Origin of the sequence: Shewanella sp. (genome assembly GCF_048265805.1) — a bacterium.
Lineage (GTDB): Bacteria > Pseudomonadota > Gammaproteobacteria > Enterobacterales > Shewanellaceae > Shewanella.
Map to the genome: position 1 here is coordinate 26,392 of NZ_JBLXAT010000011.1, position 14,521 is coordinate 40,912.

Genomic DNA, 14,521 nt, shown 5'->3' on the forward strand with positions numbered 1-14,521 from the left:
GCATAAGTCATTAATCGCAATGATAAGGATAACAACATGCATCCCGCCAAAGTCATTCGTCAACAGGTAACACGGCTGACAGATCTGCCCAATGTAGGAGCAGCAACCGCCGCCGACCTGCAGTTGCTGGGGATTCATCATCCGACGCAACTGCAAGGGCAAGATCCCTATCAGCTCTATCTCCGATTATGTGAACTGAGCGGAGAACGCCAAGACCCCTGCGTATTGGATGTGATGATCTCATTGGTTCGTTTTGCTGATGGCGACGCACCGCAAGCATGGTGGCATTACACCGCTGAGCGTAAAAAGTTATATTCACTCTAGCTTTTATAACCAATTAACTTTCAAAAGCCGCTACCAAGCCATTTACTGTCAACCTCCACTCCGTAAATTAGTTACTAAAGCGTTATATTTTGACCAATATCAACGTTTAGCTGTAGCTCAAGCCGTATGTTTAATTGCCGTATTGACGGATCATTCGCACTATTCCCAGTTCACCACTGCTTAGCACAATGATTTCCGTATGATCAATTTTGAAAATGGAAGGAACTACCATGAAAACTGCAGTGTTGGTAATCGATGTGCAACGTGCTTTTTTTGAACAAGAAAATCAGCCATACGATGCAGCGGCCACCATCAACCACATCAACGCCGTAACCGAATGGGCGCATACAACTAGCACTCCAGTAGTGTTTATTCAGCACCAAAGCGCTGACGTTGTAGCGGGCAGCGATGCGTGGCGTTTACAGCATGATTTGTTAGTACGCCAAGGGGATCAATTTGTACAGAAGTGCACGCCGGATGCCTTTCAAAACACCATTTTGAAGCCACTGTTAGATCAACACGACATCGACCATCTGATCGTCTGTGGATACGCCACTGAATTCTGTGTCGACACCACAGTGCGCCGCGCCGCAGAGCTGGGGTATTCAGTAGACTTAGTGGCAGATGCGCACACTACCGACGATAAACCACACAGCAGTGGTGAGTTCATTCGTCAGCACCATAACTGCACCCTGCCGCAAATCACCAGCTTTGGTGTGGCCGTGCGGGCAATTGCTACAGCTGAACTCACTCATCCATTGGCCGCGAGTCAAGCGATGTAACCCCGCTTTACCTATGTAAAAGCAGTAGTGGCCTCGTTAAAAACAAGGACACTACTGCTCCTGCTAATACGCGCAATTATCCGCTTTATTTACACATCGGTTATCTTTTTGTTTGACCGAATAATCCGATCAAATTAACGAGTTCCACAACGCGACTTTGCCAGCTATGCATGAACTTAAAATCACCTTCGGTTGACTCTAACCCCTGTTTAAACTGTTCGTAAAGCGCTTCAGTGTTGCTTAATTCACCAATAACTTCCAACGGATTATTTCGGTCAAAAAACAATCCAATACCGCTGCCATGCTGGCCACCTTGGTAATATTCATTGATAGGAGAAACCGGACAGGAAAAATTGACTAATGCATCAAAATGGCGCTCATGTGAACCATTATAAAAATCATTATTGTCATTCAGTACAAATTGATACTGCTGATATAAGCCTAAAATTTCTTGATAATTTTTTTGACCGCGATAATTAAGGAATTTTTTATCATCACAATATGCTGTCCAAGTTGCTGGGCCATAAATATCAACGTTAATACCGGTAGACTCTGCGGCACCCAACAGCCGTTGGCGGTTTTCAGCGCAACGAACTTGATTAATTCCGGCAAAAATTTGATTTACTATCAGTACCAGGCGCTCGGTGCTTGCAATATGAAGTCCCTTATCCTTCATCACATCACCAACTGCGTCATAAAAACTCTTCGTAGTGGAGCCTGTCATTTCATCATACACATTGTAGAAGAGCGACTTAAGTAGCGAAGAAGCGTACTGTTCGCCAACACTATCGACAGATGCCTCCTTACATGAACCACTAAACATCACTGATGCTTTTTCATAGGAATCATTAATCATCGTTGCGGACAATTCAGGATGTTCAGCCAGATTAATTTTTGAACCAGCATGAGGTAAAAAATAAAACACATAATTCTTATCGTTAAAGTACTGACGGCAAAAATCTACGTGTGACTTATCAATAAATGTAAATATTGTATTGGAAGGTGCTGTAATAATTCTGGAGTAATGATAGCAAGGATGATCAACAAAGATAGAAATACATTGGGCTTTTAACGCTTCAAATAATAAATCGCCTTGATCAGTTTGCAATCCAAGTCCCATACCATTAAAAGAGATAACAACATCAATTCCAGACTTCATTGCTGCAGTTAATTTTGGTTTCCAGTCATCACTAATAAGATCAACTGTATTGACATCAAATCCTAATTTTCTAAAGCCATGTCCAACTTCATCAACAAAAAAACGCAAAACGTCATATTGGGAACTTCCCTTAAGCATAAGTATCTGCATAAAAACCTATCCCTGTAAAAATTTCAGCTTAAATCCAATAAATAATTTTTATTCAATCAAAAAATGCGCACGTGCGGTAGCAATCAGCTGTTTACGGCTGGTTTGCCAGCACTCAATGTGCACGTTGGCCACCCGGCGGCCTTGGCGGGTAATATGACACTCGGCGTAGCTGTCTTTATGATAGCCAGCGCGCAGATAGTCGATAGAAAAATCCAGCACTTTGGGGACTTTGCTGGTTTGCATAAATACCATCAGCTGCATAATGGCCGACATTTCCATAAAGCCAGCAATCACACCGCCATGTAACGCGGGCAACACCGGATTTCCGATATTGTCGTCATTAGCGGGCAACTGAAACACCAGTTCATCGCCAAAGCGATTTACCTGCATACCAATAAATTTGGCATAAGGTACGTGGGCAATCAGATCGGCAAAATCGTTGGTTTCAGCAACACGAGCGACCAGCGTTTTAACATCAGTGAGTGGTGCTTTGGCCTCAGTCATACTGCACCTCCTCGCCCATCAAGGCTTTGCGGAAACTATCACCAATCATCTCGGGACTGATGCGCATAAATGAACCGACTGCGTGTGCAATGGGGTCATCCACACTGTCTTGATAAGCAATTGCACGGGTAAAAGCCACGCTGGAGGACAAGCGATAACACTCCGCCATGCCAAATATCGGCTTATGTGGCTGGGCTGGCTTCATATAGTCAACGCGCAAGTCCAAGGTTGGCGAAATCTCTAACGTGCCAAACTTCTCTTTGATGGCACAGATCACCGCGCAACCACTGCCGGTATCCATCAAGGTGGTAATCACCCCGCCGTGCAACACGCCGGTGTCAGGGTAACCTATAAGCGCCTCGTTATAAGGCAGTTCCAACAACACATGATGCTCGCTGGCCTCATGTACTTTCAGCCCTAAACGTCGGCACTGCGCCAGTTGATTAACAAAGCGCGTTGCCAACAAGGTCATGGGGAAAAAATCTGGATTAGTCTTCATTATTCTCGTTTTTTTGACTCAACATCGGCCCTAACGCTTTGCCGCCTAATAGATGCATATGCACGTGGAATACTTCCTGACCAGCATGTTTATTGGTATTCACTATCAAACGAAAACCATCTTCCGCCACGCCCATCTCAGCGGCCAACTTGGCGGCGACGGTGAACATGCGGCCAAGCGCAGCCTCGTCAGACGCTTTGATATCGTTAACGGTAGGAATAACGTGGTTGGGCACAATCAATAGATGTGTGGGGGCTTGCGGAGCAATATCGCGGAACGCTGTCACCAAATGATCTTGATAGACAATATCCGCAGGAATTTCACGTCTGACAATCTTACTGAATAGGGTTTCTTCAGCCATAGTACACTCTCCGGTGATTAGGGGCTGTTGACCTTTTAGTATTGTATGTGGTGGCAACTAAACGCATTAAAGCCCGTTTAATTCCCCCTTTAGGCCAACAGTGCCGAGTAATGTCAGTAGCACTATACAACACTGTGCTAAGCTCAAAACGTGATCGCATTATACCTGTAAGCGGTAACGAATGCGCCAGTAACACTAACATAACAGCTTCATACCACGGCCAAAAGCTGTAAAGCCAGCCAAACACTTTTGCGCAATAAAACAGCGGTTGTCTTAAACTCGCAGAAAATTAGCTTTATTTATGCGGCTCAGATTGCCGTAACTAGCGAATTTTGGCAGCATGTGGAGCACTTTTTACACTTCAAATCAGCAGACTCATGATCAGTTATCAAATTACCGCCGTTGATCCAGTGGCACATTTATTTGAAGTTTCTATGCGTGTTGACGCGCCAGCAAAACAACAAGAATTCTGGCTGCCCGCTTGGTTGCCCGGCAGCTATATGATCCGCGACTTCGCCAAAAATATTATTGGCTTACGCGCTTCAGACGAGATTAACCGTCCAGTGCCTATCCAACAGCTAGATAAGCAACGTTGGTTAATTGAAGCTGATGCTGACGTGCTGCACCTGCGCTACCAAATTTATGCGTGGGATTTGTCAGTACGTACTGCCCATTTAGATCAAACGCATGGGTTCTTTAACGGCAGCAGCGTATTTCTCGCGGTGCGCGGTAAAGAACAGCAGCCACACGAAGTAGAAATCTTACCGCCAACACAGCTGCAAGGCTGGCAAGTGGCGACCACCCTGCCACGCATCAAAGGTGACGATTTTGCCTTTGGCCGCTTCCGCGCAGCGGATTATGACGAACTGATTGATCATCCCGTTGAGATGGGCACGTTTACGCTGGGCAGTTTTGACGCCTGTGGCGTGCGCCACGATGTTGTGCTGACGGGTCGTCACCACTGCTGTATGCCGCGGTTGCTCAATGATTTAACCGCTATCTGTGAGAGCCAAATTAAACTGTTTGGTGCACCCGCGCCGTTTGAACGTTATCTGTTTATGACGCAAGTGCTCAAAAGCGGTTTTGGTGGGCTTGAACACCGCGCTTCAACCGCACTGCATTGCTCTCGCAACGAGCTGCCTAAATCGCTCGATGCGCCAGTAGACAAAGATTATCGCAGTTACTTAACGCTGTGCAGTCACGAGTATTTCCACAGCTGGAACGTTAAACGCATCAAGCCCGCGGCCTTCACCCCTTATCAGTTGGAAAGTGAAACCTATACGCCACAACTTTGGGCGTATGAAGGTATTACCTCCTACTACGATGATTTCATGACTTACCGCAGCGGTCGTGTGGATCGTGAAAGCTATCTCGAACTGCTGAGCCAAACTTTTACTCGCGTTTATCGCGGTGCGGGCCGTTTGCAACAGAGTTTGAGTGAGTCCAGCTTCAACGCTTGGACTAAGTTCTATAAGCAAGATGAAAACGCTGGCAACGCCATTGTGAGTTACTACACCAAAGGCGGCCTGTTTGCGCTTTATCTTGATTTAACTCTTCGCCTAGAGAGTCACGGCGAGAAAAATCTTGATGATCTGATGCGGCTGCTGTGGCAACGCTACGGCTTAACCGCCATCGGCACTGATGATGATAGCCACCAGCAACTATACAGCGAACTGCTAGGCCGTGATGCCAGTGCTGAATTTGCTTGGATTGATAAAGCGGCCGATCTGCCACTCGCTGAGTTGCTGGCCAAATTTGGGGTTGAACTTAAACTGCGCGCCAGTAGCAGCAACACCGATCAAGGTGGCGGTGATGTGGAGGGACTAGCCAATGGCTTCGGCGCGAAATATAAAGCGGAAGGTTTGGGCATTCGCATCGTCAGCGTTGCTAATGGCTCACCAGCGCATCGTGCCGGACTCAGTGCCAAAGACCTGCTGATTGCTGCCGATGGTCTGCAAGCGGGGGGGCAGTTTGAACAGTTTTTACAACTGTATCCGCAAGGTAGCAGCATCAAGTTACATTGGTTCCGTGACGATGTGTTGATGAGCGGCGAACTGCCAATAGAAGCCGCGGCACCCGACACGGTATCGTTAGTCGTCCGTGACGAACAACTGGTCAACGCTTGGTTAGCGTGAACCCAACCCCAGTTTGAGAAGTAAGAGCGGCCTAGCCGCTCTTTTTATGTTCAGTTCAGCGCCACCACCCAAGCCTTATCAACGCCAGCAGTTAACGCTTCGCAAAGCGGGAAAATTCCATTACTATGCGCCACCGCTTAATGACCTATAACTGATTTATGTCTGCGAACGCCCTATATACCGACTTGTCGGGCTATTATGATCTGATGTGTGTCGATATCGACTATCACGCCCAAAGCCACTGTGTTAGCAGATTAGCGCAACTGTTTGGCAATGGCGGTAAACGCCATCTGGACTTGGCCTGCGGTACTGGCCCACATGTGCGCCACTTCCTCGATTTCGGCTTTCAAAGCGCGGGCTTAGATATCAACCAACCTATGTTGGATATCGCGGCTAAACGCTGCCCTGAAGCACAATTTTCGATGCAGGACATGGGTAACTTTAATGCCGATGAGCCACTCGATCTGATCACCTGCTTTCTCTATTCCATCCACTACAACGGCGGTATCGAGAAATTGCAGCAATGTATACGCAGCGTGCATGATGCTTTGGCTGACGAGGGATTGTTCTGCTTTAACGCGGTGGCTAAAGATAAAATCAACAACGCGTTATTTGTCGAACATGGTGCCACGGAAGACGATGAGCAATTTAACTTCCGTTCCAGTTGGTATTACCGCGGTGAAGGTGAAATGCAGGCGTTAAAACTTAGCATCACTAAAACCAATGATACTGAACAACAGGTTTGGCATGATGAACACCCAATGGTGGCAGTCACGTTTGCCGAATTAATCACGCTGCTTGCCCCCTATTTTGAGGTGCAACTGTTTGAACATGACTATCACAAAATTCTGCCAATAACTGCCGACGCGGGTAATGCCATCGTAGTGTGCACTAAACGCAGCCAGTGAAGATGTTAACTCGCGTGCGTCCACATATTGGCTAGCGACAGCATCATCGGCAAGGTCACTAAGCTGGCGATCGTGGATAGCGTGAGGCTTTTCACCGGAAAGTCGGTGCTTTTGCCTGTCAACTGAGCAAAGATCACTGACATTCCCGCCACTGGGCAGGCGCTGAGCGCCAACACCACCAGCAACATATCGCCGCCGATATGCAGCGCCAACAAGGCCGCTAACACCACGGCTGGAAACAGCAAATTACGCATCAGTACGCTGAGCCAAGCAGCACCACTACCCCAAATCTTGCCAATTTTAACCGGTGCCATGGCAGCGCCCACCAGAATCATCGCTAAGGCGGTATTCATCTTGCCCACATGGCCAATCGCATCATGCAGCGCCGATGGCAACTGAATCGACAATACAAACAGCAAGCAGCCAATAATCGCCGCTAACGTATTGGGGTTAAACAGCACCTTGATTAGCGCAGTGCGATCTAATCGGCCGGAATGCGTCAGTAAACCATGGGTCCATACAAAGATGCCATTGACCGCGATGTAAACTGAGCCGTAAAACGCGCCATTGCTGCCTACCAGTGCCACCACTAACGGCAAGCCCATAAAACCACAGTTGGAATAGACTGCCGTGAATTGCATCTGCTCGGCAATCCCTTGACGTTTAAGGCGGCGGGAGTTGAGCAGTAATTTGCTCATCACAATAAATAAGATATGAATGGCACACGACAGACCACCCACTAACATAAAGTTGTGCCAAAGCTCTGAGGAGTAGGGAATTTGAAAGGCATTAAACACTAAACATGGCATGACCACATAACACAGTAACCAAATCAGCTTATCGGTAGTTGGCTTATCTAGCAGCTTAGATTTCGCTAAACCGAAACCTAGCCCCATCAACAGAAATAACACTATGATCTGATTAATGATGACGCCAACGCCCATGTTTACAACCATCCTTTGCCGTCGAAAAAGCTAGTATACGCTGTTCTACACCATTGTTAACGAGTGGACTAAGTCACGCCGGTTTATTTCAATCATTTAGCCAACAGCAGTTTACAATAAACTAACATAGCCAATATTGCTGTTTATCCACTATAGCCAACGAAATAGCGAGCGCCGCAGCATGACGGTGCTATGTTTAATGGGGGCTCAACACGGTATAGTGGCATGGTAGCGGTCTCATCAACTCAAGCGATAGCGGTGAGATATTGTTTTTCTTATCTAGTGAATGGAAGCAAATATGGCTCACGAAAAACAGTTGGTGCGGACAATTGAGGGCGCATTGATTCACCTGTTTGATAAAGACCAACAAATTCAACTGTCCTCTTCGGAATATTTCAGAAAATATATTCGCGTATTGTTGCCCTATGCCATCACACCATTTAGCAATACTGGCCGCATGTTTCTGGTGAATCGCGAATATAAACCGCTAGGCATCGGCGATTTTAATGAGTGGGTCGACTACACCGAATATCAATGCAGCATTTCCGACCAAAGTTATCAGTTGATAAGCCAATTACCCCTACCCGAGGGGCTCAAAAATGCGTCGGGGATTTTTCTATATCAAGACGCAACCTGCCCGTGGGATAGCCAGCAGCACATGAATTGCTACCTAAAAACCTTAACGCAATTGCTGAGTATTCTTACCGCAAATATTGCCGTTATTGAACAACCAGAGTTGTTGTAGAAATATACTCACTAATGTTTCCAATCCCAGCGTACCCCATGCGCTACTGCGACCAGTGAACGCGTGAGTTTATGAGTTAAATCATCTCGATTCATATCATTAATGAATAATACCATTAGTCATAGTGCCGTCTTAGCAAAGAATGATAAGCGATTGAAATTAAATGGATATTTATAAGCAACGGCCCATATTCCAGCGTTCTATGGCGTTAATCAACCAAGGCATCAGCATAAAACGTGGGCGCGTTATCCACTTAAATTTCACCCAACAAGCCACGTTTTATAATATCGTCCGACGCAAAGCCACTCAGGCTGAAGTTAGGAACTGTTTATCTTTAGTGTTTAATTTTTGTTCAAATTAAACGCATTATGAGCAAGGCGCAGCCAGTAACGCTTAGGCAAGTAAGCAAACTTGAGGCAACAAAGTTCAGGATGCGTTTAAATGACCCCTTCGGGCAGTGACATAGCGCCATTTATTCAGCGTTAGGTGATATTTGTGGAGAATAACGCCACGGCATATCACCTGCCTTGCCTAAATCACGCTCTGTCTACTGCAAAAACAACCAGCGAAGATAAACAGCCCCTAGGCGAGCATATGAATAACCAACTGATGTCGCTATTGAACGGTGGACATTTAACTAAGAGCCACGGGCGTGGTAAACGCAACTGACCAAGCTAACACCACCGGTCAGGAATTGTATCAAGCGGGCACTCAAGGTGCATTTGCCGGCCCTGAAAAATACTTTACTGGTGATGTTTCAGTAGAAATGCTGTTCCCTGCCAATGACACCGCTCACTACTCTGGTGCGTATGTGACTTTTCAACCTAGAGCGGACACTGCATGGCACCACCATCCAGCGGATCAATATATGACGGTTACCTCTGGTACTGCACTGACTGCTACACGTGACGGTAAAGTGATCAAATTCAAAACGGATGGCCCAACAAACGTGTAACACTGGCATGGTGCCACAGCAGATGCGCCAATGACTCACTTGGTGATCACTGCCAGCAAAGATGACAAAAACGTTATTTGGGGTGACAAATTTACTGATGCTGGATATCAAGCCGCTGCTAAGCAATTTTTAGCTCCTGATTGCTAAATATTAACAGCCACCCGCGGGCGGTTGTTTTATTGCCAGAGACTACTGCGCCCCGTGTTCATCTGCCCTTTTCTTCCTGAACCTCACCACCACGTTTTACACCTACCAGCATTAATGTACATGGCTGACGGGATGAATAAGCAGTTGTGGTATCGCTTAACCAACTGCTAACATGCAACATAATAACAACAATAATCACAACATTTTTCCATGATCCTAGAATTGCCGATTTTCATCACATTTACTGGTTACTTAGTGGCTATGCTTGGCATTGGCTGTTGGGCATTTCGTGCGACACACTCGATTGACGATTACATTCTTGGTGGACGCCAGATGGGACCAGCAGTAACTGCATTGAGCGTTGGCGCTTCTGATATGTCTGGCTGGCTGCTGCTCGGACTGCCCGGTACTATCTACCTTTACGGCATGGGACAGGCGTGGATGGGGATCGGTTTAGTGCTCGGCGCCTGGTTAAACTGGTTACTGGTGGCAAAACGTTTACGTCACTACACTGAGCACGCCGATAACGCTCTGACCCTGCCCGATTTCTTTGAAAAACGCTTTAACGACACCAGCGGCCTACTCAAGTTAGTATCAGCGATCACCATCCTGCTATTTTTTACCTTTTACGCCTCGTCCGGTCTGGTCGGCGGTGCAATTCTGTTTGAAGAAACCTTTGGTCTAAATTATCGCCTTGCCCTTACCGTCGGCGCGATCATTATTGTGTCCTACACCTTTTTGGGCGGATTTTTTGCCGTCAGTTGGACCGATTTTTTCCAAGGATGTTTAATGCTGCTGGCACTGCTGATTGTACCGGTCAGCATTTTTACTCATCCGGAACTGCATCAAGGTCTCGACACCATCGCACCGGCCAAGTTGGCATTATTAAGTGACAAAACCACCATTATTGGCTTGTGCTCCGCCGTAGCATGGGGCTTAGGTTACTTCGGCCAGCCCCATATTCTTAGCCGTTTTATGGCCATTCGCTCACGTAATGATTTAACGGTGTCGCGCCGCATTGCCATGAGCTGGATGATACTATCGCTATTAGGTGCGTTAGCGACAGGGGTTGCGGGCATGCTGTACTTTGCTGATAGCCCGCTGGAAAACCATGAAACGGTACTCATACACCTCACGCAAATAGCCTTCAATCCATGGATTGGCGGCATCCTGATCGCCGCCATTCTGTCAGCGATCATGAGCACCATCGATTCACAATTGTTGGTCTGTTCCAGTGTTGTCACTGAAGATTTCTATCGTCGCTGGCTACGTAAGGATGCCAGTAACCGTGAGTTGATACTGGTTGGCCGCTTGGCTGTACTGGCCGTTGCGTTGCTTGCTGCGATCATTGCGCTCGACCCCAAAAGCAGCGTACTGGGCTTGGTAAGTTATGCATGGGCAGGATTTGGGGCTGCATTTGGCCCAGTGGTACTGTTCAGCCTATTTTGGCGCGGCTATAGTCGCCAAGGCGCCATAGCCAGCATCTTAGTAGGTGCCACTACCGTGGTGCTATGGAAGTTGTCTGACCAAGGATTGTTTGCTTTATACGAAATAGCCCCTGGTTTTCTGTTTTCTAGCCTTGCTGGCGTTGTTTTTAGTAAAAAATTTTCCCCCAATGATGCAACTCAGCAAAGTTACACTATGTTTAAAACATCGCTGTAAGCCACGTGTGACATAGATCACAAGGATACCCACCACTTAATCAATTGCAAAAACTTACCTTCGGGTAAACTTTTTGACACTAAAGTCCTATTTTCTTTATAAACTTCAACTAACATTATGTATATCAACATGTTGGAAGAGTGAAAAATGGCAGTGTTTTACTCTTGATAACGCTAAATCCGCGATATTTATTGGGAAATCTCGCGTTTTGTTATCTGGTCGGACTTGCTGATAGTTTCACTGATACATAACATGGCGAGCTATTAAAAATGGGGGCTGTTAGTTTTTACTAACAAGCACTTGCGATAAAAGCTAATTTCAGAGACTCAAATACATGCATAAGTTTAACAAGACTCTTCTCGCGCTGGCAGTTACCTGCGGCAGCTTCCAAGCTGGTGCCGCGGGCTTCCAGTTGAACAGCCAATCGGCCAATGGTGTCGGTCGCGCAAACGCTGGTGACGCAGTCATTGCCGATAACGCCGCTGTACTTGCTCGTAATCCAAGTGCTATGGCACTGTTTGATACCGCTGCTCTGTCCATGGGGATGACCGTGGCAGATATTAAGATTGACGTTAAAGACGTGAATTTTGCGGGGGGTGCAGTGGATTTAGGTGGCATCGATGACGCTGGTAGCGTCAAACTGATCCCTAACTTCTACTATATCCAACCATTGAACGACAAATGGGCCATTGGTGTAGCAGCTTTCTCTAATTATGGTACAGGTACCGATACCGCATCACTGGTGGAAAACCGTGCTGTAGCGCCATTTGATCTGATCGGTGAAACCGAAGTAACCACCGTCAACTTTAACGTCAGCCTGTCTTACCGCATTAACCAACATTGGAGTGTGGGTCTAGGCTTTGACACTATCTACGGTAAAGGTAAGTTGACTCGTTACGCGGGCGATAGACCACTGCTGGATGTGGACGCTGATGGGGTCGGCTACGGCGGTATTGTTGGGGTAACGTATGAGCTTAACCAAGATAACCGCTTTGGTTTGAGCTTCCGTAAGAGCCCAACGGTAACAGTAACTGGCGACATCAATGTGCTGTCTAGCCAAGAAATCACCGGGTTGAGCACTCAGCAAGTGGGTATCGACTTTGATCGCTTAGAAGTACCTCTGGCAGATATCACCCAGTTTGCAGGTTTCCACCAGCTGACACCAAGCTTTGCGGTGCACTATACTGCGCAATACACAGCGTGGAGCTCATTTGAGCAAATCACCGCTAAAAAAGGTGATGCCACCATCGTCAGTGGTGACTATGCCGGCACACCAGTGGCATCAGGCGTAGAATCGCCACTGAAGCAATACCACTGGCGCGATACTTGGTTAGGTAGTGTGGGGGGGACCTATACGGTGAACCCTAAAGTGACGTTGCGTGCGGGCTACATGTATGACCGCGGTGTTGTTGACGAGCTAAGCTCACTGTCTATCCCCGATTCAAATCGCCAATGGTTTACCTTTGGTGCGGGTTATAAGTGGAGCAAAAACACCAGTATCGATTTCGGCGTAGCCTATGTCCGCGGTACCGAAGTTGAGCTAGTCGAAAACAGTAGCTTGGTTGGTCCGGTTAACGCCAAGACTAAGTCGTCAGCGATGTACTACGCACTGCAGTACAGCTATAGCTTCTAATACGGCCGTTTCACGATATTTTTAAAGCCAGCCTTGTGCTTAATGCAAGTCATTTAAGCCATTGCTCGTAAAATAAAGGGTTCCAGAGGAGATTTTGGTCATTCCTTCTGGAGCCCTTGTTGTATCTATATTTAACCAGAATTATAGCGGCTTTGGTTTTTCATCAACACATTGAATAAAATAAGCATAATTATTCAAAAAAGTGACTAACTGTTCAGCATTAAGCCTTGTGCCGGTTTTTTGCTATTTTTAACCTCGGTCACAATTAACTTGTAAGTACCTACTTTCCTGAACATGCAGCATCGGCGGCTTAATCGAGATGGCGCTGTGTGGAAAGCAATTTCGTTATCAGCCTAAACCCCCTGCCCTCATAACCCCTAGCCTACAAGCCCAAGTACTAACGACAAGTTGCTACTTCCTTTCGTTAATTCATCACAGCTTCAAAGCTAAAAAGGTCTGTTATGTCAGTATCATAGTTAAGTCATAGCTTAACTATATAAAATTTTTCTAATGAAAGATTGCGCTGTTATAAAACATCCATTAGAATTTTCTCATAGATGTAATTCAATTTGGAATTGCTTGATATGCGCCCAGTGTTATCGTTACTCCTTGTGACCACCCTGTGGACATTGCCACAGCTATCGAACGCGACAGAGATCACCAACCTAACGGTTAGTCAAACGCCTAAGGCAAGCTATTTAACGTTAGATGGCACAATTGAAGCAGCCAAAGCCGCCACGGTATCAGCGCAGACCTCTGGCCGTATTGTCAGACTTAATTTCGATGTTAATGATTTGGTACCAGCGGGAGCCTCCTTATTGGAGATCACCAGCATAGAGCAAGGCGCGGAACTTGCTGCCGCAGAAGCCAGTTATGCACGCACCAAGGCATTGGATGTTGAAGCGCAACAAACGCTGACACGCTATCAGGCATTATTCCCCCAAGGCGCGATCTCCAAAGGCGCGATGGATCAAGCGATTGCCAATGCAAAATCCACCCAACAAGCCGCCAGCGCGGCACTAGCGCAAGTGACTAAAGCGCGAGAAAACCTGAAATATACGATAGTTGCTGCGCCCTATGCAGGCGTGATGACCGCACGTCACGTTGAAGAAGGTGAAACAGTCACCGTCGGACAACCACTGCTGTCAGGCTATGCCACCGATAAGATGCGTGTGGTCATGCAAGTGCCACAGCAGTATCGGCAAGCACTCATTGACGCAAAAACGGTACAAGTGTCGTTGGCTGATGGCCGAGAGTTCAACATCGATAATGCGCAGATCTTTGGCTTTAGTGACAATCAAACCCACGCCTATAAAGTGCGCCTACCGCTACCAGATAACACTCCCACACTACTGCCTGGAAGCTGGGTCAAAGCCCGCTTCGTCATCGGCCAACGGCCGCAGCTGCACATTCCGTCCAGTGCGCTCTACAGCGTGAATGAATTGACTGGGGTCTATCTCAAAGTGGGCGACCGATATGTCTTACAACAAGTGCGCATTGGTGCGAGCCAGCATGGCGAAGTTGAAGTATTGGCAGGGCTGCAAAACGGCGATGTCATTGCCAGCAATGCCTATCACGTGTTGCTACAACATCAGCACTAGGCGGGCAAAGAC

At 47.1% G+C, this 14,521-nt stretch carries 14 protein-coding genes; 9 read left to right on the plus strand and 5 right to left on the minus strand.

Features of this window, described 5'->3' with window-relative positions:
* Positions 1-36 precede the first annotated feature (36 nt).
* Positions 37-324, plus strand: coding sequence for a helix-hairpin-helix domain-containing protein (locus ACN0TT_RS09515; protein ID WP_417761914.1), 288 nt, complete (start codon positions 37-39; stop codon positions 322-324).
* A gap of 230 nt (positions 325-554) precedes the next feature.
* Positions 555-1,106, plus strand: a complete 552-nt coding sequence (locus tag ACN0TT_RS09520) for an isochorismatase family protein (RefSeq protein WP_417761915.1) — start codon at positions 555-557, stop codon at positions 1,104-1,106.
* A gap of 100 nt (positions 1,107-1,206) precedes the next feature.
* Here the strand turns inward: ACN0TT_RS09520 and ACN0TT_RS09525 are convergent, their stop codons facing one another.
* From ACN0TT_RS09525 to hinT, 4 genes are read right to left on the minus strand one after another with little or no spacing between them, the layout of a single operon-like run.
* Positions 1,207-2,415, minus strand: coding sequence for a hypothetical protein (locus ACN0TT_RS09525; protein WP_417761916.1), 1,209 nt, complete (start codon positions 2,413-2,415; stop codon positions 1,207-1,209).
* 48 nt (positions 2,416-2,463) lie between these two features.
* Positions 2,464-2,919: a PaaI family thioesterase gene (locus ACN0TT_RS09530; RefSeq protein WP_417761917.1), complete on the minus strand. Its 456-nt coding sequence runs from the start codon at positions 2,917-2,919 to the stop codon at positions 2,464-2,466.
* Positions 2,912-3,418, minus strand: a complete 507-nt coding sequence (locus tag ACN0TT_RS09535; protein ID WP_417761918.1) for a PaaI family thioesterase — start codon at positions 3,416-3,418, stop codon at positions 2,912-2,914. The genes ACN0TT_RS09530 and ACN0TT_RS09535 overlap by 8 nt, the downstream gene beginning before the upstream one ends.
* Positions 3,408-3,779: a purine nucleoside phosphoramidase gene (hinT, locus tag ACN0TT_RS09540; RefSeq protein ID WP_417761919.1), complete on the minus strand. Its 372-nt coding sequence runs from the start codon at positions 3,777-3,779 to the stop codon at positions 3,408-3,410. The genes ACN0TT_RS09535 and hinT overlap by 11 nt, the downstream gene beginning before the upstream one ends.
* A 377-nt stretch (positions 3,780-4,156) precedes the next feature.
* On the opposite strand from hinT, the gene ACN0TT_RS09545 reads away from it, so the two are divergent.
* Positions 4,157-5,914: a M61 family metallopeptidase gene (locus tag ACN0TT_RS09545; protein WP_417761920.1), complete on the plus strand. Its 1,758-nt coding sequence runs from the start codon at positions 4,157-4,159 to the stop codon at positions 5,912-5,914.
* 158 nt (positions 5,915-6,072) lie between these two features.
* Positions 6,073-6,822 carry a class I SAM-dependent DNA methyltransferase gene (locus tag ACN0TT_RS09550; protein WP_417761921.1) on the plus strand — a complete coding sequence of 250 codons (750 nt, stop codon included), beginning with the start codon at positions 6,073-6,075 and terminating at the stop codon, positions 6,820-6,822.
* Between the two features lie 5 nt (positions 6,823-6,827).
* On the opposite strand, the gene ACN0TT_RS09555 is transcribed toward ACN0TT_RS09550, so the two are convergent.
* A complete protein-coding gene (locus tag ACN0TT_RS09555; RefSeq protein ID WP_417761922.1) occupies positions 6,828-7,766 on the minus strand; it encodes an AEC family transporter in 939 nt (312 codons plus the stop codon).
* A gap of 298 nt (positions 7,767-8,064) precedes the next feature.
* Between ACN0TT_RS09555 and ACN0TT_RS09560 the strand changes: the two genes are divergently transcribed.
* The 5 genes from ACN0TT_RS09560 (at position 8,065) to ACN0TT_RS09580 (ending at position 14,509) form a co-directional block, all read left to right on the plus strand.
* Positions 8,065-8,511, plus strand: a complete 447-nt coding sequence (locus tag ACN0TT_RS09560; RefSeq protein ID WP_417761923.1) for a hypothetical protein — start codon at positions 8,065-8,067, stop codon at positions 8,509-8,511.
* Positions 8,512-9,163: 652 nt separating this feature from the next.
* Positions 9,164-9,466, plus strand: coding sequence for a hypothetical protein (locus tag ACN0TT_RS09565; protein WP_417761924.1), 303 nt, complete (start codon positions 9,164-9,166; stop codon positions 9,464-9,466).
* 357 nt (positions 9,467-9,823) lie between these two features.
* A complete protein-coding gene (putP, locus tag ACN0TT_RS09570; protein ID WP_417761925.1) occupies positions 9,824-11,275 on the plus strand; it encodes a sodium/proline symporter PutP in 1,452 nt (483 codons plus the stop codon).
* A 334-nt stretch (positions 11,276-11,609) separates the two neighbouring features.
* Entirely contained in the window at positions 11,610-12,908 is a 1,299-nt protein-coding gene (locus ACN0TT_RS09575) for an OmpP1/FadL family transporter (protein WP_417761926.1), read from the plus strand.
* Between the two features lie 584 nt (positions 12,909-13,492).
* Entirely contained in the window at positions 13,493-14,509 is a 1,017-nt protein-coding gene (locus ACN0TT_RS09580; RefSeq protein WP_417761927.1) for an efflux RND transporter periplasmic adaptor subunit, read from the plus strand.
* The last annotated feature ends 12 nt before the right edge of the window (positions 14,510-14,521 follow it).